Origin of the sequence: Streptomyces doebereineriae (genome assembly GCF_031845645.1) — a bacterium.
GTDB lineage: Bacteria > Actinomycetota > Actinomycetes > Streptomycetales > Streptomycetaceae > Streptomyces > Streptomyces canus.
In genome coordinates this window covers 316,262-334,377 of record NZ_JAVREZ010000006.1, presented here as the reverse complement: position 1 = coordinate 334,377, position 18,116 = coordinate 316,262, and the positions used below count along the sequence as shown (strand labels likewise).

The window sequence follows — 18,116 nt, the reverse complement described above, 5'->3', positions numbered from 1 at the left end:
AGCGCGGGCCGGTGGGGGCTGATCGCGCCCCGCGGCGGAGCCGCAAATGGACGCAGCCCCGCGCCCCTGAGAGCGCGCTTCGCGCGCAATCGGCTCGCTGTGGCCGGGGCCGCTGTTGTCGTTCTCTTCCTGCTGTTCTGTTTCGTCGGGCCCCTCGTGTACTCCACCGACCAGACCCACACCGACCTCACCCAGGTCAACCTCTCGCCGAATTCAGCCCATTGGCTCGGTACCGACGCCGTCGGACACGACCAGCTCGGGCGGCTCATGTACGGGGGGCAGGTGTCGCTGCTCGTCGGGCTCGCCGCCGGCGTCCTCGCCACCGTGATCGGGACGCTGTGGGGTGCGGTAGCTGGGTATGCGGGCGGCTGGGTGGACGCCGTGATGATGCGGGTCGTCGACGCGGGCATCGCCATCCCCGCGCTGTTCATCCTGCTGGTCGTGTCCGCCATCACCAATCCCGGGACGGCAGGGTTGATTCTGGTCCTCGGACTGGTGTCCTGGCTGGTGCCGTCCCGGCTCGTTCGGGCCGAGACGCTCACTCTCAAGAACCGGGACTATGTGCTGACTCTGCGGGCGACCGGCGGCACGCACGGGCGGGCCATCCGCCGGCACATCCTGCCGAACTCGGTGTCCACGATCGTCGTCGCGGCCACCTTCCAGATCGCCGACGCGATCCTGCTCATCGCCTATGTGTCGTATCTCGGGCTCGGTGTGCAGCCGCCGAAGACCGACTGGGGCGGCATGCTGTCGGCCGGGCTGACGGCCGCGTACTCGGGGCGCTGGTGGCTGATCGTTCCGCCGGGCCTCGCGATCATCCTCGTCGTGTGCGCGTTCAACGCGATCGGCGACGGGCTGCGGGACGCCTTCGACGTGAGGGGACGCGCGTGAACATCCTGACCATCGAGGACCTCGGGGTGACCTTCTCCACGGAAACGGGTGACGTGCCCGCCGTCCGTGGCGTGTCGCTGCACGTCCGGCCGGGCGAGACACTCGCCCTCGTCGGCGAGTCCGGGTCCGGGAAGTCGACGGTGGCGCTCGCCGCGATGGGGCTGCTGCCGGGCAACGCGCGCGCCTCGGGGCGGGTCGCGGTCGACGGTACGGAGATCGTGGGGGCCTCGGAGGCCTCGCTGGCCCGGCTGCGGGGGCGGACCGCCTCCATGGTGTTCCAGGAACCGGCCACCGCCCTCGATCCGCTGACCCGGGTCGGCGCCCAGATCGCTGAAGTCGTACGGAACCACCGGGACGTCTCCCGGTCGGAAGCCGCCCGTGAGGCGGTCGAGCTCCTGCGCCGCGTCGGGATTCCGGAGCCTGAACGGCGGGCCTCGGCGTTCCCGTTCCAGCTGTCGGGCGGGCAGCGGCAGCGGGTCGTCATCGCCATGGCGATCGCCAACTCGCCCAGTCTGCTGATCGCGGACGAGCCGACCACCGCGCTGGACGTCACCGTCCAGGCCGAGATCCTGGATCTGCTACGGCGGTTGGCGGCCGACTCGGGCACCGGCGTACTGCTCGTCACGCACAACATGGGCGTGGTCGCGGACTTCGCGGACCGGGTCGCCGTGATGCTGCGGGGCGAGGTCGTGGAGACGGGGCCCGTGGAGCAAGTGCTGTTGCGGCCCGAGCACGCGTACACGCGGGGGCTGCTGGCGGCGGTGCCGCGGCTGAGGTTCAGCGGCGAGGACGCACCCCCGGCGGAGGAGCCCCCGGTGGTGCGACTCCGTGACGTGTCCGTGCGGTTCGGTCGGGTCCAGGCCCTGGACGGTGTCTCTTTCGACGTCCGTCCCGGAGAAACCGTCGGGCTCGTGGGCGAGTCCGGGTCGGGCAAGTCGACCGCGGCCAGGGTCGCACTCGGACTCGTCGCGCCCGCCGCCGGCTCGGTGTCCCTGTTCGGGGCCGACCTGGGCCGGGTCCGGGGCCGGAAGCGGCGGGCGCTCCTGTCCGGTGTGGGTGTGGTGCTCCAGGACCCGGTGGCCTCGCTGGACGCGCGGATGAGTGTGGCCGAGTGCGTGGCAGAGCCCCTCAGGGTGCACCGCAGGGGGATGTCGGGAGCCGAGCGGCGGGACCGGGTCGCGAAGGTGCTCGAACTCGTGCGGCTGCCCGGGGAGTTGGCGGGGCGGGGGCCGCGTGAGCTGTCCGGTGGTCAGCGGCAGCGGGTGAGTCTCGCCCGGGCGCTGGTCCTCGAACCCCGGCTACTGGTCGCGGACGAGCCGACGAGCGCGCTGGATGTGAGCGTGCAGCGGACCGTGCTGGAGGTGATCGCCGAATTGCAGCGGGAGTTGGGGTTCGCCTGCCTCTTCGTCTCCCACGACCTGGCTGTCGTGCAGGAGTTCGCGCAGCGGGTCGTCGTCATGCGGGACGGGCGGGTCGAGGAGCAGGGGCCGACCATGTCGACGCTGTTGCGCCCGGAGACCGAGTACACCCGGCGGCTCATCGCGGCCGTACCCGTGCCGGATCCGGTGGTGCAGAGGCGGCGGCGCGCCGAGCAGCAGGCCGAGGTCACCGCGTGAGGGCGGTCGCGGGTGTCGACATCGGCGGTACGAGCACCCAAGTGGCCTTGTTCACCGATGACTTGACGGTCGTCGACCGACTGGAGGTGCCCACGCCCGCGGCTGCCGGCGGGGGCGCGATGGTCGGCGCCGCGCTGGACGCCGTACGTCTGCTGCTCGACCGTACGGAGGCACGGCTGCTCGGGGTCGGGGTCGGGGCGGCGGGTGTGGTGGACACGCGGGACGGGCGGATTCTGGTCGCCAGCGATTCCTTCCGGGACTGGGCCGGGTTCGCGGTGACGGCGGCGTTCGAGGAGGCGCTCGGTGTGCCGGCGTTCCTCGACAACGACGTCAACGCGTTCCTGCGCGGCGAGGCGACGGCCGGGGCGGTGGCGGGCGAGCCCGATGTGCTCGGGATGACCCTCGGTACCGGGGTCGGCGGAGCGCTGTGGCTGGACGGGGCGCTCTACGGCGGGCCGCACGGCGCGGCGGGCGAGATCGGGCACATCCCGGGCTTCGGCGACCTGCCGTGCACGTGCGGCGGGCGGGGCCATCTGGAGACGCTGGCGTCGGGGCGGGCGATCGCGGCGCGGTACGGGGAGCGGACCGGGCGGGAGCTGAGCGCGCGCGAAGTGGCGGCGGCCTCCGACCCGGACGCGCTCGCCGTGTACGAGGACGCGGGCGCCGCCGTCGCTCGCGCGCTCCTCGTCACGGTGGGCCTGCTGGATGTCACCACCGTCGTGATCGGCGGAGGCGTCAGCCGCGCCTGGACGCTCCTCCAACCGTCGATCCTGCGGGCCCTGGCCACCGAACCGCCGGTCAGCGGGCAGCCGGTACGGGTGGTGCCCTCACTGCTCGGCGGGGACGCGGTGGCCGTGGGCGCCGCGGCCCGGGTCCGGGCGGAACTCGGAGTCTGACCTGCGAGCCGGCCGGGACGAGAACCGAGCCCCGGCGCGGGCCCCCTGTGGAGAAGGCCCTCCCCTACTGGGGTGGCCACCCGCGCCGGTGCTCGACCGAGGTCAGCCCAGGCCGTTCGTCTTCAGCCACGCCTTCGCCACGTCCAGCGGGTCCTTGTTCTCCAGCTGGACCTGGGAGTCCATGTCGAGGAGCGCCTTGGTGTCCAGCTTGGCGGAGACCGCGTTGAGCGCGGCGACACCCTCCTGGGTGAGACCGGACTTGTAGACCAGCGGAGTCACGTTCGCGAAGCCGAAGAGGTTCTTCGGGTCCTGGAGGACGACGAACTTCTCCTTGGTGATGGTCGGGTCGGTCGTGAAGATGTCCGCGGCCTGCACGGTGTTCTTCTTCAGCGCCGCCTGGGTCAGCGGACCGCCCGCGTCGAGCGCCTTGAAGGACTTGAACTTCAGGCCGTACTCGGACTCCAGGCCCAGCAGACCCTGCTGCCGGGTCTGGAACTCCGGCGAACCGCCGATGACCAGGTCCGCGGCGATGTCCTTGAGGTCGGCGAGTGTGGATTCGGTGGTCAGGCTGTACTTCTTCGCGGTGTCCGCGTTGACCGTGACCGAGTCCTTGTCCTCCGCCGGCGCCGAGTCCAGCAGCGTCAGCTTGGAGTCGAGCTTGGCCTTGGCCGCGGCGTCCACGGCCTGCGCAGACTCCTGCTTGGCATCCTTGTCCAGGTAGGCGAGCAGCGAGCCGTTGTACTCGGGCAGGACGGTGATGGAGCCGTTCTTCAGCAGGCCGTAAGTGGTCTCGCGGCTGCCGATGTTGGGCTTGTAGGTGACCTTGATGCCCTTGGCCTTCAGGGCTTCACCGTAGATGTCGGCGAGCAGGATGCTCTCGGCGAAGTTGTTGGAGCCGACGACGACGGTGTCGCCGTTGGCGGCCCCGGCCGTGTCCTCGCTCAGCGGGTCGGAGGTGTCGTCGGAGGACCCGCATCCCGCCAGCAGGACCGTGGCGGCGGCGAGCGCGACAGCGGCCACGCCGGGGTTCTTCCTGATGGACCTGCGGTGTGCGGCGGTAAAAGTCACGATTCCCGTTCCGGAACTCAGGGGATGCAAGGCGGTTCAAGGACGTTCAAGGGGGGAAGCCCTTGCACTGATCCAATCCAGCCTGTTCTCGGTCAGTCAAGACCGGCCTGGTCACAATTGGTGCCAACCCATGGTCGATTGTGAAGGAAGAGCGAAACCGGCACGCGGGATGCAGCGCGGGTTGTAACGGATTCTTGACTCAGGGCGGCGGCAAGCGCTGTCCGAAGAGGCTGTAGTCTCGCCGAAGTTGGCGCCGGTCACACAGGCGTGCAGGAGCCATTCAGGTGTCCCTACGCACCGTCCCGTAGCGATCAGTATCGGTCATATGCGTTCTCGCGCGCCGGCCGAGACACCCACGAAGGAGGGCTGGTGTCCACGAACGAGGTGGGCGCGTCCACCCGGTCGGCACCGTCGCCGTCCCGGGGCGGCACCCGTGGCAGCGGTAACCGGGGCATACGGGACTTCGCCGAGCGCTGGCCGTTCCGGCGCAAGCTGAACATCCTGGTCGGTGTGCCTCTCGCGGTGGTCGCCGTGCTGCTGACCTATCTCTTCGCCGACCAGGTCGGCCAGTCCCGGGACGCGTCGGACGCGGCCCAGCTGGTGCGGGACAGCGCCGAGGTGGCCAAGCTCGTCGGGCAGTTGGAGGCCGAGCACCAGCAGGCCGTCCTGCTCTCCGTGCGCCACCAGGCCACCTGGGACGGCGCCACCCCCTCGCAGTCCGCCTACCGCGAGGCCCAGATCCGCGTGGACAACCAGGTCGAGAAGGTCCACGCGACCTTCGGCGGCCGGCTGCCGGACGAGGAGGCCCAGGCCCTGCTCGAGGTCAACGGCCTGGAGGACCTGCGCAACACCATCGAGAAGGCCTATCTGCCGGCCGACAACATCGACCCGGCCTACAGCGACGCCGCCAAGGGTCTGATCGACGGTCTCGGGCTCGACCGCAACCCGGCGCTCGCCGCCACCTTCACCGGCAACCTGCTCGACTCGCTGCTGCGCGCCGACGCCGCCCACGGCGCCTTCGAGACCGGTGTGTTCTCCGCGACGACCGGCGACTCCAACGCCCTCATCGAGCTGATCGGCGCGATCGGCTCCTACGACGAGTACACCCACCAGGTCGAGCGCTTCGGCCGGTTCGCCACCGCGGAGCAGGCCGAGGAACTCGGCGACATCGAGCACAACACCGCCCAGGCGACGATCGCCCGGCAGTACGCCGAGCTGCAGATCGACCCGGGCTCACTCCAGGCGGAGAGCCCGTCCGCGATCAAGAACGCCTTCCAGACGGCGCTCGACTCCTACCCGGACTACCGCGCCCAGGCCCGGACCCGGCTGAAGACCACCACCTCGCTCATCGACCAGATCGCCGACCGCGCCGACACCGCCTCCCGGGACGCGCGCTCGAACGCCGCCTGGCTGCTCGGCTCGGCTCTCCTCGGCTTCGTGCTCTGGCTCGCCTTCTCGGTCGCCGTACGACGCTCGGTGGTGCGCCCGGTGCAGGCGCTCACCGGTGCCGCCAGGCAGGTCGCCGAGGTGGCGGGCCGTGAGCTCGCCCGCGTGGCCGACGACGACACCGAGGACACCGGGACGCCGCGGCTCCAGGAGATGCCGGTCACCGCGAAGGACGAGATCGGTGATCTCGCAGACGTGTTCAACCAGGTGCAGACCACCGCGGTCGCGCTCCTGGAACGCCAGGTGCTCAGCCGCCGCAACGTCGCCGAGATGTTCGGCAACGTCGGCCGCCGGGTCAGCAACCTGACCACCCGGCAGCTGGCCCTGATCGACGCCGTCGAGCGCGGCGAGACCGACCCGGCGCTCCTGGAACGCCTCTACAGCATCGACCACATCGCGGTCCGCCTGCGCCGCAACGCCGACAGCCTGATGCTGCTCGCCGGCATCCGCGAGACCGTCCTCGACTCCGGGCCGCTCGCCCTCACCAACGTCGTCCGCGCCGCGCTCGGCCAGATCGAGGGCTTCCAGCGGGTCTCCCTCCAGGTCGGCACGGAGGTCATGGTCGAGCCCGACATCATCGGCGACCTCACGCTGATGGTGGCCGAACTCGTCGAGAACGCCGTGTCCTTCTCGCCCGCCGGCAGCCCCGTCGAGGTGATCGTCAAGGACAGTCACGAGGGTGCGCTGGTCGTGATCTCCGACCACGGTCTCGGCATGAGCGCCGAGCGCCTGGAGGAGGAGAACGCCCGCCTCATCCGCCGCGAGCGCCTCGACCTCGTCCCGACGAAGGTGCTCGGCCTGTTCGTGGTCGGCACGCTGGCGCGCCGCTGGGAGGTAAGCGTCACGCTCACCCGCACCCCCGGCGGCGGCGTCACGGCCGAGGTGACGATCCCGTCGTCCCTGCTGCTGACGATGAGCCCGCTGGCGGTTGCCTCCGGCGGTTCGACGGCGATGGCGGGTACGGCGGCGGAGTCCCGTACGGCACCGGCGGCGGGCGCGTCCGCCACCACCGGAACACTCCCGGACTCGGCCGCGGGTACGGTACCGGCGGCGAACGTCACGGCGGCGCGGCCGGCGGCGAACGTGGGCGGCACCGCGGACGCCGGGTCCGGTCAGGGTGCCGTGCGGCCCGCCGAAGCCGGCGTCCGGGGAGCCGGTCCCAGCGCATCGAACGGGTCCCCCGCTCCCGCCGGCGGCGAGCCCGCCCCGCTCCCCCGCCGTGTCCCCCACCGCGACATCCCCTCCGACACAGCCCCGTTCATCCCGCAGGCCCGTACCGGCGAGGCGGCGACCGCCGAGGTGACCGGGAACGGTGACGAAGGCGACGGCGCCCGCCCCCTGCGTCGCCGCGTGCGTGGCGCCACGCTGCGCACCACCCTCGGTGCCGACGCCGTGTCCCCGGCGGCCCCGCCCCGGCCCGCGGACGCCGAGGCCGTGCGTGACGCGCTCGACGAGTTCGAGGCGGCCGTGGAGCGCGCCCACCGGGACAGCGAGACCGGCAGCCACCGCAGACCGGTGTTCGAGGACGACGTGGCAACCCACAAGACCGCATCCAACCCCCCGCACGACCAGAACCACTCCCCGGAAGGAGCGGAGCAGTGAGCACGTCCACAGGTGACACGCCTACGGAAGGCACCACGCCCGCCGACCTGCAGGCCGCCGCAGCCGACTTCACCTGGCTGCTGAACCGTTTCGCGACGGAGACGGCGGGCGTCGTCGACGCCATCGCCGTGTCCTCGGACGGGCTGCTCATCGCGGTGTCGGAACTACGCGAGCACGCGGACTCCGAACGCCTCGCCGCGATCGTCTCCGGCATCACGAGCCTGGCCGCCGGCGCCTCCGGCAACTACGGCCTCGGCGGCCTCAACAAGGTCATCATCGACCTGGAGGGCGGCCACGTCCTCGTCTCCGCGATCGGCAGCGGCGCCGTGCTCGGCGTCGTCACCGACAAGGAGGCCAAGCTCGGCAACATCGCGTACGAGATGACGCTGTTCGCGAACCGTGCCGGCAGTGCGCTCAGCCCCCAGCTGGTGCTCGAACTGAAGAACAGCGTCGGCGCGACGTCGAAGCGCTGACCGAGGAGGAAGCGCAGTCATGGCGGACGGCAGCACGCCTCCGAGCTCGGAGCCGGGCGGTCCCGTGCCCGCCGTACGGCCGTTCCTCGTCACCGCCGGCCGGGTGGCACCCGATCCGTCCGGCCGGACGATGCCCGTCGAGACCCAGGTGGTGGCCACCGTCGAGGGACTCGCCGTGCTCGACCGGCTCGCCTTCGAACAGCACGACATCGTCGCCGCGTGCCGGATACCGCAGTCCATCGCGGAGATCGCGGCCCGGCTGCGGCTGCACCTGAACGTCGTGCGGATCCTCGCCGAGGACCTGCGCACGGCGGGGCAGCTGACGGTGCACGTGCCCGACACAGACGTCACCCACGACGCCTCCGTCCTGCGCAGGCTCATCGACGGCCTGCGCGCCATCCCCGACTCCCGAGGGGTACTCCGTGACACCGACTGAACCGGCCACCCGGCCCTCGGCCGTGCCCTCCGCCGCCGTACGACCGCCGCTGCCGGTCAAAATGGTGATCGCGGGTGGCTTCGGGGTGGGCAAGACGACCGCGGTCGGCTCGATCTCCGAGATCGAGCCGCTGACCACCGAGGCCGCCATCACCGAGGTCGCCGCGGGCGTGGACGACCTCAGCCACACCCCGCGCAAGACCACGACCACGGTCGCGATGGACTTCGGCTGCATCACGGTCGACCCGACCCTGAAGCTGTACCTGTTCGGCACGCCGGGGCAGGAGCGCTTCGGCTTCATGTGGGACGACATCGTCGAGGGCGCGCTCGGCGGCCTGGTCATCGTCGACACCCGCCGCCTCGACGACTGCTACGCCGCGGTCGACTACTTCGAGCACCGGCAGATCCCGTTCGCGGTCGCCGTCAACGCCTTCGACGGCAGGGTCGAACACACCCTGGACGAGGTCCGCTGGGCCCTGGACGTCAACGACCGCGTCCCGCTGATCGTCTTCGACGCGAGGGAGCGCGGTTCGGTACGGGACGCGCTGCTGGTCGTCCTGGAACAGGCGTTGGCGCGCACGGAGGCTTGACGGGGCCGGGGGAATCGGAACTCCCCCGGCTCTTCGCCTAGTTGCTCCGGAGCACTCCGCGCGAGACCGTGAGCCGGGTGATCCCCCAGAACAACGCCAGCGTCCCCAGCGCCATCAGGGCGACCAGTGCGGCGCCGCCCACGACCTTCTCGTAGTTGCGCTGGTAGAGACCGTCGACGATGTACCGCCCGAGCCCCCCGAGAGACACGTACGCGGCGATCGTGGCCGTCGACACGATCTGGATGGCCGCCGACCGCAGTCCGCCGAGAATCAGCGGAAGGGCGACCGGAAGCTCGACCCGGAAGAGCACCTCCACCTCGTGCATGCCCATCCCGCGGGCCGCGTCCACCGGGGCGGGATCCACCGACCGCATCGCCTCGTAGGTGGTGACCAGGATCGGCGGCACGGCGAGCACGACCAGCGGGATCATCACGTTGATCAGCCCGAACCCGAGCGACAGGGTCATCAGCACCAGCAGACCGAAGGTGGGCAGGGCCCGTCCGGCGACGGCGATGAAGGCCAGCGCGTTGCCGCCCCGCCCGTAGTGCCCGGTGACGAGCCCCACCGGCAGCCCGATCGCCGCGGCGATGGCGAGGGCCTCCAGGGTGTACTGGACGTGCTCCCCCAGCCTCGTGGGAATCCCGTCATAGCCCTGCCAGTGTGCGCTGTCGCTGAAGAACGCGTTGATGAAGTTGAGGATGTTCACCGGGCGGCGACCTCCGGTTCGGGCCGCTCCGCGCGCCGCGCACGCGCGCCGCTCGGCATCCACGGCGTCAGAAGCAGTCGTACGACGACCAGCAGCCCGTCGGCGAGGATCGCGAGGACCGCCATGGTCACCACGGCGTTCACGGCGAGTTCGGGCCGGTTGTAGATGTTCGCGTCGTTGATGAGGTTGCCGAGCGCTCCCTGGTTGCCGATGAGCGCGCCGACACTGACCAGGGAGATGCTCGACACGGTCGCCACCCGCAGCCCCGCGATGATGGCGGGCACGGCGATCGGCAACTGGACCTGGATGTAACGGCGTACGGGTCCGAAGCCCATGGCCGTCGCCGCGGCGATGGTCTCCTGCGGCACCGAACGCACGCCGTCGACGATCGCCGGAACCAGGATGACGAGCGTGTAGACGGTGAGCGGGATCATCACCGTGAGCTCGGTCTGACCGGTGTAGTCGATGAGGACCACGAAGAAGGCCAGCGACGGGATGGCGTACAGCACGGTCGTCACCCACAGCACCGGCGGGTACAGCCACCGGAAGCGCACGCACAGCTGGGCGAGCGGCAGGGAGATCAGCAGCCCGGCGAGGACCGGCAGCCCGGCCTCCCGGATGTGCAGGCCGATGAGACCGAGCCAGCTGTGCTGGAGGTCGCTGGGGATGTCGAAGAAGCCGTCCATCAGCCGACCTTGGAGTCCGGGACGGGGGCGTCCGTACGGCCCTGCGCGTGCGCCCCGCGGATCGCCTCGCCGATGGCCTGCTGGGAGACCACCCCGGCCACCCGGCCCTCGGCGTCGACACCGACGGCCCACCCCGTGGGCGAGAGCACGGCACAGTCCAGCGCGGCCCGCAGCGAGTCCGTACCCGCGACGAACGGCCGCCCGTACGACAGCAGTTGCTCGACGACGACGCTCCCGGCGGTCAGCTGTCCCGGCTCGCTCCAGCCGAGGGGCTTGCCGTCCACGTCGGTGACGAGGAGATAGGGGGCCTCGGCCGTCTCCCGCGCGGCGATCTGCTCGGCGGTGGCGTCGACCGCGACGACCGGTCCGGTGAGCAGTCGCAGGCCCGCGGAGGGGAAGAAGGAGAGCCGGCGGATGCCGCGGTCGGTGCCGAGGAAGTCCTCGACGAACGCGTCGGCGGGGCTGGAGAGCAGTTCGGCGGGCGGCGCGTACTGGGCGAGCTTGCCGCCGGTGCGCATCACGGCGACCATCGTGCCGATCTTGACGGCCTCGTCGATGTCATGGGTGACGAAGACGATGGTCTTGCCCAACTCGTCCTGGATGCGCAGGAGTTCGTCCTGGAGACCCTTGCGGACGACGGGGTCGACGGCCGAGAACGGCTCGTCCATCAGGAGTACCGGCGGATCGGCGGCGAGCGCCCGCGCCACACCGACGCGCTGCTGCTGTCCGCCGGACAGCTGGTAGGGGTACCGCTTGGCGAGCGAGCCGTCGAGCCCGACCCGCTCCATCAGCTCCCGTGCCCGGGCCCGCGCCTTCTCCTTGCCCCAGCCCAGCATCCGGGGCACGGTGGCGATGTTGTCGACGATCGTGCGGTGCTGGAAGAGACCGGCGTTCTGGATGACGTACCCCATGGACCGGCGCAGCGTGTTGACCGGCTGCTGCCGGCTGTCCTTGCCGTCGATCAGGATGGTCCCCTCGCTGGGCTCGACCATCCGGTTGATCATGCGCAGGGTCGTCGTCTTGCCGCAACCCGAGGGACCGACGAGGACGGTGATCGAACGGTCGGGGATCTCCAACGAGAGCCGGTCGACCGCCACCGTGCCGTCCGGGTACCGCTTGGTGACTGAATCTATCCGTATCAAAGCGCCGAATACCCTTCGGGTCTGGCAGAAGTTGTCCGCATTCGGCCAGTCCGGGAGGCCGTCCGGCAGAGTCTAGACGGCTTGTGTTACGTGACTGCGGTCGAGGTCTTCCACCCTTTCGGACCCCTCGATCAGCCGCAGAGTGCCCTGGCCGTCGACGGCGTCCGGTTCCAGGCACTGGGTGGTGTCGACGAAGAGGGCGTAGTTCACACCGCCGTTGTGCGCCGAGCGGAAGCGGATGCCGTCGACATCCAGCTCGGCGGACTGGCGGAAGTAGTCGGTCAGGTACTGCGTGGGGCGGTAGTCGCGGTGCTTGCGGCCGTCGTAGAAGACCGGTCGGCTGAGGTCCCTGGCGAAGTCCCGGAGGAAGACGAGGGAGTCGCGGCGCGCGGCGTGCCTGCGGTCGAACAGGCTCGGCGGTTCGGGGATGTCCACGAGGTCGAGGAGCCGCAGCGGGCGGGTCGTCTCGAAGGCCGCGACGGCGGCGAAGGGGCGGCCGTCCCGCGCGGAGATCTCCACGACGGCCGTTCCGGCGGCGGCGGAGCCGTAGAACAACGGAACGCCCGCACGGCTCATACGGTTCTCCGCCGCGCGCTCGGGGGGTACCGAGCCGATGTCGGCGGCCCGGTAGCCGGGGAGGGTCTTGTCCGAGCGCATCCGGCCGCGCCAGATCTTCACGCCCGGTTCCATGCGCATGACCAGATTCTCGTCACGGACGATGCCGGCGATCCGGCCCATGAGGGATTCGAGCCGGTCCCGGTCGGAACCGGGTGACGGGTCGCTGCCGGGTAAGTCCAGGTCGCGCGCGGCCACCGTCCGGCACAGCCCCTCCCAGCTGTCCCGCACCGCGCTGGAGCGGGGCACGTACGCGACCGGGTCGCCGTCCCACTCCCGCCGGTCGATGTACTCCTGGGCGGCCTTGAGCACATCGGTGTCGAGCACCGGCTCACAGGCCTCCGCGACCGCCTGTGCCGGATCGGGCGGCACCTTGTGGGAGTCACCGTGCGGCCACTCCACGGGCGCGTCGGCCGGGCAGCCGTATCCGGACAGCGCGAAGAGGACGGTGTCGGCGAGCCGGCCGACCAGGACGACCTGCGCGGGGCCGCGCGCGTCCTCGGGGCAGAAGGCGCACCTGCCCTCGAACGTCGCACCCCGGAGTTCTTCGTCCAGATACGGGTCATGGATGTGGGCGAAGCACAACGCCCTGTCGTCCACGGCCGGTTTCCGGTGCGCGGCCCCGTCGTCGCCGTCGGCGCTCTCCATGTGTCAACGGTACAGGCGGCGAATCGGCCCAGCAGCGCGAACCACCGGAGGGCGCACCTAGGCGGCCTCGTTCTCCGCCTTCTTGGCCAGCAGCAGATCCTTGATCAGGTCGAAGCTGCGCCTTCTGCGGGCGGCGAAGTGGATGCTCCACGAACTGTCGTCGGACAGTTCGGTCATCAGCGCGTCCCAGACGAGCTCGAAGCTCTTGGCGAGCGTGATGTCGCCGCGGCCGGACCCGAGCAGGGGCAGGCAGATGGAGCTGAGGGGCAGGTTCAGCTCGATGCGCTCCCGGCGGGCCACCTTGAAGATGTTGTGCGTGGCCCGGGTGATGGCGTGCCGGTTGACGGTGTAGTCGCCGGTGCCGTCCACGGGGGTGACGACGGCCGCGTGGTAGATGCGGCGGACGTCGCATTCGGCGAGCGCGCCGGAGGGTGTCGGCGCGACCGTGCCCTCGAGGACCGGAAGGCCGTAGCGGGCGTGGGCGCGCAGCCACGCGATGAGGCTGTCGCCTGCCACGTCCTCGAGGATCTCGCCGCCGGCTCCTTTGATGGCGGCGGCCCGGCGCAGACTGCCCGAGGTCGAGGACTTGAAGAACTGCGACATCTGCAAGTAGATGTTCTCCGAGGACACGATGATGTCGATACCGGACAACTGTTCCAGTGGACCTCCGTGTATGAAGAATGGAGTGGCGGAATCACCGGTCCGTACGACCACCGGTCCGAACATCTGGTGTTCCGCCAGGAACTCCTCTCCTTGCGCTGCCGATTTCGAGTGAGTGGGCTCACCCGAAACGGACTCCTCGGGAAAGGGCTCCCGCAGGGCCTTGTCCAGATCGCCCAGCAGGGCGCGTACGAGCCGCCCGTCCGGGCTGGGCTTGATGACGGAGAAATGGTCGCCGGGCAGTACCCCGGTCTCGGGGAAGACGCTCACGGCCGAGGAGTGCGAGACCACGTTGTCGCTCTCACCGGCGTAGGACACGAGGGGGATCGGGCAGCGGTCGCTGGATACGTACCGGGCGTGCACGATGCCCGTCATCACCCTGCGCTGCGCTTCCTGCACCGAACCGTGGAGCGGCCTCAACTCACGTTCCTGCGTGTTGCCGATGGCACCCATGAGACCGCGGCGCGCCAACAGGAGGAGATCCGAACCGTTGTTGGGGCAGGCGAACATGACCACGCGCCGGATCCGGGCGAGTTCCCACCCCCGTCCTTCCTCGAGCATCCTCGACAGGTATCTCTGGACCACGAGTCCGCCCTGGCTGTGGGTGACGAACACCAGGCGCTCGTGGGAGATCGGTTGGCCGTCGAGATAACTCCTGAGGCTCCCCGCGACGGTGTCGAGGGTCGGCGATTTGCGCAGCGGATTCATCGATGTACGGGTCGTTGCGTAGTCGAAGAAAAGTAAATCGAAATCCTGTGCAATGCGGGGTATCCCGGATAACTGCGCCCTGAGGTCGCGCCAGGTGTCCGACGAGGAGAACAGCCCATGGACGAAGACGATCGCGGCCCTGACCATACTTCCCCCCGTTGATGCGTTCCGCGCCCCCGGGCGGCCCGTTTCAGCTCCCAGGAATATAACCGTCCCGGGCCCGCGCCAACCGTCGTTTCCAGGTGCCGCGGCAGGGCCGGCTGTGGGCACCCTGTGAGTCCCCTGATTCTCATCCTTCGTTCAGCGAAGCCACAGGGATCACCCAGCACCGGGCCCGATGGTCATGACAACCACCGCTCGGAGACCTGGAGTACGTGCCATGACGACCCTCGCCCCACCGCCCGCGCCGACCACCCAGGACGGCCGGCACCGGGCCGCGCCGCCCGCCGCGAGCAGCCGGCTGCGCGCACTGTTCACCGGTCCCCCGGAGGATCCGCGCTGGGCCCGCCCCGCTCTGTGGGTGATCCTCGTGCTGGCCACGGCGCTGTACGCCTGGAACATGTCGTCCGTCAGCGGCAACACCTTCTACAACGCGGCCGTCTACTCCGGCACCAAGAGCTGGAAGGCGTTCTTCTTCGGCGCCCTGGACGCGGGCAGCTTCATCACGGTCGACAAACCGCCCTTCGCGCTGTGGGTGATGGGGCTCTCCGCCCGCGTCTTCGGCTACGGCACCTGGCAGTTGATGCTGCCGATGGTCGCGCTCGGCACCGGCTCGGTGGCCCTGCTGTACCGCATGGTCAAGCGGGACTTCGGCGCCGTCGCGGCCACGATCGCGGCGCTCGCGCTCACCCTCACGCCGATCACCGTCGCCATCACCCGGGACACCAACCCGGACCCGGTCCTGGTCTTCCTGATGCTGCTCGGCGCGGCCGCGCTGATGAAGGCCGTGCGCACCGGGCGGCTGCTGCCCCTGGTGTGGTCCGGGGTGGCGATCGGCTTCGCGTTCAACACCAAGATGATGCAGGCGTACGTCGTCCTGCCGGCCTTCTTCCTCGTCTACCTCTGGGCCGCTCCGCTCGGCCTGGGCCGGCGGATCCGCAACCTCGCGGTCGGCACCGTCGCGCTGGTCGTCTCCAGCGCCTGGTGGATGGTGGTCGTCGACCTCGTTCCGGCGTCCTCCCGGCCGTACATCGGCGGCTCCACCGACAACACGGTGTGGGACCTGGTCATCGGCTACAACGGCTTCGGCCGGATCTTCGGGGCGAGTTCCTCGGTGGGCTCGCAGGGCAACGGCGCCAGTTTCGGCGGCGAGGCGGGTCTGTACCGGCTGTTCAACAGCATCATGGGCGGCCAGATCTCCTGGCTGATCCCCTTCGCGATCGTCGCCCTGATCGGCGGTCTGGTGCTGCGCGGCCGGGCTCCTCGCACGGACGCCGAGCGGGCGGCGCTGCTGCTGTGGGGCGGCTGGTTCGTCCTGCACTACCTGACCTTCGCGCTCGCCGAGGGCACTTTCCACCCGTACTACGTCACCGCCATGGCGCCCGGCATCGCGGCCCTGGCCGGTATCGGCGGCGTGACGCTGTACAGGGCCTTCCGTGAGGGTTCGGCGGCGGTGGGGGTCCCCCCGCGCGAGCGAGTTCGAGCGTGGGGGAGGGTGTGGGTGCTGCCGGCGGCGATCGCGGGCAGCACGGTCTGGGCGGTCGTCCTGCTCCAGCGGGTCTCCGGCTCCGGGACGCTGTACACGGTCGCCGAGGTCGTGGCCGGGGTCGCGGGTGCGGTCGCCGTGATCGGGCTGCTGCTCGGCCGGTTCACCGGGCGGCAACGGCTGACGGGCATCGCGGCCCTCGCGGCGGTCGTCGCCCTGCTCGCCGGTCCCGCCGCGTACTCGGCGTCGGCGGCCGGCGCCGGCACCAACGGCACCAACCCGACGGCCGGTCCGAGCACCGGCGGCATGGGCGGGGGCGGCGGCATGGGCGGGGGCCAGCGGCCCAGTGGGAGCGGCGGCCCGGGCGGCTCCAGCAGCTCCAGCTCCAGCAGCCGGTCCACGGGACAGTCCGCGTCCGGCCGTACCGCCGGAGGCATGGGGGACACCCAGGTCTCCTCCGCGATGATCTCGTACCTGAAGAAGAACCAGGACGGCGCCACCTGGCTGGTCGCGGTCGCCACCGACCAGACCGCCTCCTCGATCATCCTGGAGTCCGGTGAGCCGGTGATCTCGATGGGCGGCTGGTCCGGCTCCGACAACGCCATGACCCTGGCCAAGCTGAAGAGCCTCGTGAAGTCCGGAAAGCTGCACTACATCGTCGTCAGCGACAGCGGCCAGGGCTCCTCGAACTCCGAGATCTCCACCTGGGTCAAGAAGAACGGCACGGCGGTCTCCGCCTACAGCGGCTTGTACCGCCTCGGCTGACCGGCACGTGGACACGCAGAGGGCGGGCCGCCGGTGAACAACCCGGCGGCCCGCCCTCGTCACGTGTCCTGTCAGGGCACGGCCGGAAAGCCCGGCGTACGCAGCACCCGGCGCTCCGCGTCCACCGCGAAGACCTCGCAACCCTCCAGGGAGGCGGCCCAGTCGACGCCCTCGGGGCCCATGGCGAAGGCCGCCGTGGCGACCGAGTCGGCCTCCGTGAGGGTCGGGGCCACGACGGTGAGGCTGAGGAGGCCCGTCGCCGCACGTCCGGTCCGGCCGTCGACGATGTGGTCGCCCCGCTCGTAACGCGCGGACGTCGCGACCGCTCCGCCGTCGAGCGAGAGGACCGTGCACAGTTTGTCGGCGTGTTCGGGGTGCCGTACGCCCACCCGCCAGGGGCCGCCCGCGGTGACCACGTCGCCGCCGGCGTTGAGGACGAACCGCGTCGCGCCGGCCGCTGTCAGCAACTCCGCCGCCCGCTGCACCGACCAGCCCTTGACCACCGCGCAGGGGTCGAGACGGCGACCGGGCAGCCGTACGTCGAAGGCGCCGCCCGTGGCGACCCGGTAGTGCTCGCACAGGTCGAGGATCTCGGTGAGGTCCGCGCTCGGGGCCGACAGCTCGCCCCGGTCGTACCGCGACACCTCGCTGTCCTCCTTGAACGGGCTGAACCGGGCGTCGACCTCGCGCAGCCACGCGAAGACCGCGTCCGCCGCCGACTCGGGGACGTCCTCGTCGTCGACCCGCAGCGAGACCGGGAACCCCATGACGTGTTCGACGCGGTGCAGCATGGTCGGTACCTCAGCCCCTCGCGTCGATCGCGGCCTGGAGGGACTCCTTGTAGGCCTCGCTGGTGATGGTCGCGCCGGACACCGTGTCGATGTCCGCGCTCTGCGCCTCCAGGGTCTCCGCCACCAGCACCGGCACGGCGGCCGTCGTCTGCGGGTGGTTCGGCTGCTGGAGCATCTTGACGGCTGTGATCTTCGTACCGGAGAAGGTCACCTGGACCTGTACGGGACCCTTCTCCGTGCTGAGCGCCGAACCGTCGACGGTCTGGGAAGACGCCTCGGAAGCGGAAGCGGAAGCGGACGCCGAGGGCGAGGCCGACGCCGCCTTCGCGTTGTCGTCGATCGCGGCCTGGAGAGACTCCTTGTAGGCGTCGCTGGTGATGGTCGCGCCGGACACGGTGTCGATGTCCGCGCTCTGCGCCTCCAGGGTCTCCGCCACCAGCTTCGGCACGGCGGCCGTCGTCTGCGGGTGGTTCGGCTGCTGGAGCATCTTGACGGCTGTGATCTTCGTACCGGAGAAGGTCACCTGGAGCTGCACAGGGCCCTTCTCCGTGTCGACCGTCGTGGTCGTGACCACGTTCGTACCGGACGACCCGGAGGACGAGGAGGACGTCGAGGGCGCCGGAGTGGTGGCCTGGACGGTGGAGGACTCGGCCGACGGCTGGTAGAGCCACACGGGGACCAGGCCCGCGATGCTCAGGACGACGACAGGTATGGCTCGTTTCACGGTCTGTTC

16 protein-coding genes are annotated in these 18,116 nt (G+C 70.6%); 8 read left to right on the top strand and 8 right to left on the bottom strand.

Annotation, left to right across the window (positions count from 1 at the left end; all coding sequences use genetic code 11):
* Positions 1–18: 18 nt before the first annotated feature.
* Genes RNB18_RS20125 through RNB18_RS20115 form a run of 3 tightly spaced genes read left to right on the top strand, consistent with a single transcriptional unit; the run spans position 19 to position 3,403 of the window.
* Positions 19–891 carry an ABC transporter permease gene (locus RNB18_RS20125; RefSeq protein ID WP_311715630.1) on the top strand — a complete coding sequence of 291 codons (873 nt, stop codon included), beginning with the start codon at positions 19–21 and terminating at the stop codon, positions 889–891.
* On the top strand, positions 888–2,507 hold the full coding sequence (locus RNB18_RS20120; RefSeq protein WP_311715459.1) for an ABC transporter ATP-binding protein: 1,620 nt from the start codon (positions 888–890) through the stop codon (positions 2,505–2,507). The genes RNB18_RS20125 and RNB18_RS20120 overlap by 4 nt, the downstream gene beginning before the upstream one ends.
* The gene (locus tag RNB18_RS20115; protein WP_311715458.1) at positions 2,504–3,403 is read left to right on the top strand and encodes an ROK family protein; all 900 of its coding nucleotides are present in this window, start codon (positions 2,504–2,506) and stop codon (positions 3,401–3,403) included. The genes RNB18_RS20120 and RNB18_RS20115 overlap by 4 nt, the downstream gene beginning before the upstream one ends.
* A gap of 102 nt (positions 3,404–3,505) precedes the next feature.
* Here the strand turns inward: RNB18_RS20115 and RNB18_RS20110 are convergent, their stop codons facing one another.
* On the bottom strand, positions 3,506–4,471 hold the full coding sequence (locus tag RNB18_RS20110) for an ABC transporter substrate-binding protein (RefSeq protein ID WP_311715457.1): 966 nt from the start codon (positions 4,469–4,471) through the stop codon (positions 3,506–3,508).
* A 369-nt stretch (positions 4,472–4,840) separates the two neighbouring features.
* Here RNB18_RS20110 and RNB18_RS20105 point away from each other — a divergent pair, with 369 nt between their 5' ends.
* Genes RNB18_RS20105 through RNB18_RS20090 form a run of 4 tightly spaced genes read left to right on the top strand, consistent with a single transcriptional unit; the run spans position 4,841 to position 9,017 of the window.
* The gene (locus RNB18_RS20105; protein WP_311715456.1) at positions 4,841–7,519 is read left to right on the top strand and encodes an ATP-binding protein; all 2,679 of its coding nucleotides are present in this window, start codon (positions 4,841–4,843) and stop codon (positions 7,517–7,519) included.
* Positions 7,516–7,992 (top strand): roadblock/LC7 domain-containing protein, encoded by a 477-nt coding sequence (locus RNB18_RS20100; protein ID WP_311715455.1) that lies wholly within the window; start codon positions 7,516–7,518, stop codon positions 7,990–7,992. The genes RNB18_RS20105 and RNB18_RS20100 overlap by 4 nt, the downstream gene beginning before the upstream one ends.
* A gap of 19 nt (positions 7,993–8,011) precedes the next feature.
* On the top strand, positions 8,012–8,428 hold the full coding sequence (locus RNB18_RS20095; RefSeq protein ID WP_311715454.1) for a DUF742 domain-containing protein: 417 nt from the start codon (positions 8,012–8,014) through the stop codon (positions 8,426–8,428).
* Positions 8,415–9,017: a GTP-binding protein gene (locus tag RNB18_RS20090; protein WP_311715453.1), complete on the top strand. Its 603-nt coding sequence runs from the start codon at positions 8,415–8,417 to the stop codon at positions 9,015–9,017. The genes RNB18_RS20095 and RNB18_RS20090 overlap by 14 nt, the downstream gene beginning before the upstream one ends.
* 37 nt (positions 9,018–9,054) lie before the next feature.
* Here RNB18_RS20090 and RNB18_RS20085 read toward each other — a convergent pair whose 3' ends face one another.
* From RNB18_RS20085 to RNB18_RS20065, 5 genes are all read right to left on the bottom strand, one after another.
* Entirely contained in the window at positions 9,055–9,723 is a 669-nt protein-coding gene (locus tag RNB18_RS20085) for an ABC transporter permease (RefSeq protein ID WP_057611116.1), read from the bottom strand.
* Positions 9,720–10,409 carry an ABC transporter permease gene (locus RNB18_RS20080; RefSeq protein ID WP_311715452.1) on the bottom strand — a complete coding sequence of 230 codons (690 nt, stop codon included), beginning with the start codon at positions 10,407–10,409 and terminating at the stop codon, positions 9,720–9,722. The genes RNB18_RS20085 and RNB18_RS20080 overlap by 4 nt, the downstream gene beginning before the upstream one ends.
* Complete coding sequence (locus tag RNB18_RS20075) at positions 10,409–11,551, bottom strand: ABC transporter ATP-binding protein (RefSeq protein WP_311715451.1); 1,143 nt, start codon at positions 11,549–11,551, stop codon at positions 10,409–10,411. Before RNB18_RS20075 ends, RNB18_RS20080 begins: the two co-directional genes overlap by 1 nt.
* Positions 11,552–11,623: 72 nt before the next feature.
* Positions 11,624–12,814 (bottom strand): RES family NAD+ phosphorylase, encoded by a 1,191-nt coding sequence (locus RNB18_RS20070; RefSeq protein ID WP_311715450.1) that lies wholly within the window; start codon positions 12,812–12,814, stop codon positions 11,624–11,626.
* A 57-nt stretch (positions 12,815–12,871) separates the two neighbouring features.
* Positions 12,872–14,329 (bottom strand): alpha/beta fold hydrolase, encoded by a 1,458-nt coding sequence (locus tag RNB18_RS20065; RefSeq protein WP_311715449.1) that lies wholly within the window; start codon positions 14,327–14,329, stop codon positions 12,872–12,874.
* Between the two features lie 232 nt (positions 14,330–14,561).
* Between RNB18_RS20065 and RNB18_RS20060 the strand changes: the two genes are divergently transcribed.
* On the top strand, positions 14,562–16,592 hold the full coding sequence (locus RNB18_RS20060; protein ID WP_311715448.1) for an ArnT family glycosyltransferase: 2,031 nt from the start codon (positions 14,562–14,564) through the stop codon (positions 16,590–16,592).
* Positions 16,593–16,663: 71 nt separating this feature from the next.
* Here the strand turns inward: RNB18_RS20060 and RNB18_RS20055 are convergent, their stop codons facing one another.
* Both RNB18_RS20055 and RNB18_RS20050 read right to left on the bottom strand, forming a co-directional pair.
* Positions 16,664–17,383 carry an FAD:protein FMN transferase gene (locus RNB18_RS20055; RefSeq protein ID WP_311715447.1) on the bottom strand — a complete coding sequence of 240 codons (720 nt, stop codon included), beginning with the start codon at positions 17,381–17,383 and terminating at the stop codon, positions 16,664–16,666.
* Positions 17,384–17,393: 10 nt separating this feature from the next.
* Positions 17,394–18,107: an FMN-binding protein gene (locus tag RNB18_RS20050; RefSeq protein WP_311715446.1), complete on the bottom strand. Its 714-nt coding sequence runs from the start codon at positions 18,105–18,107 to the stop codon at positions 17,394–17,396.
* Positions 18,108–18,116: the final 9 nt, after the last annotated feature.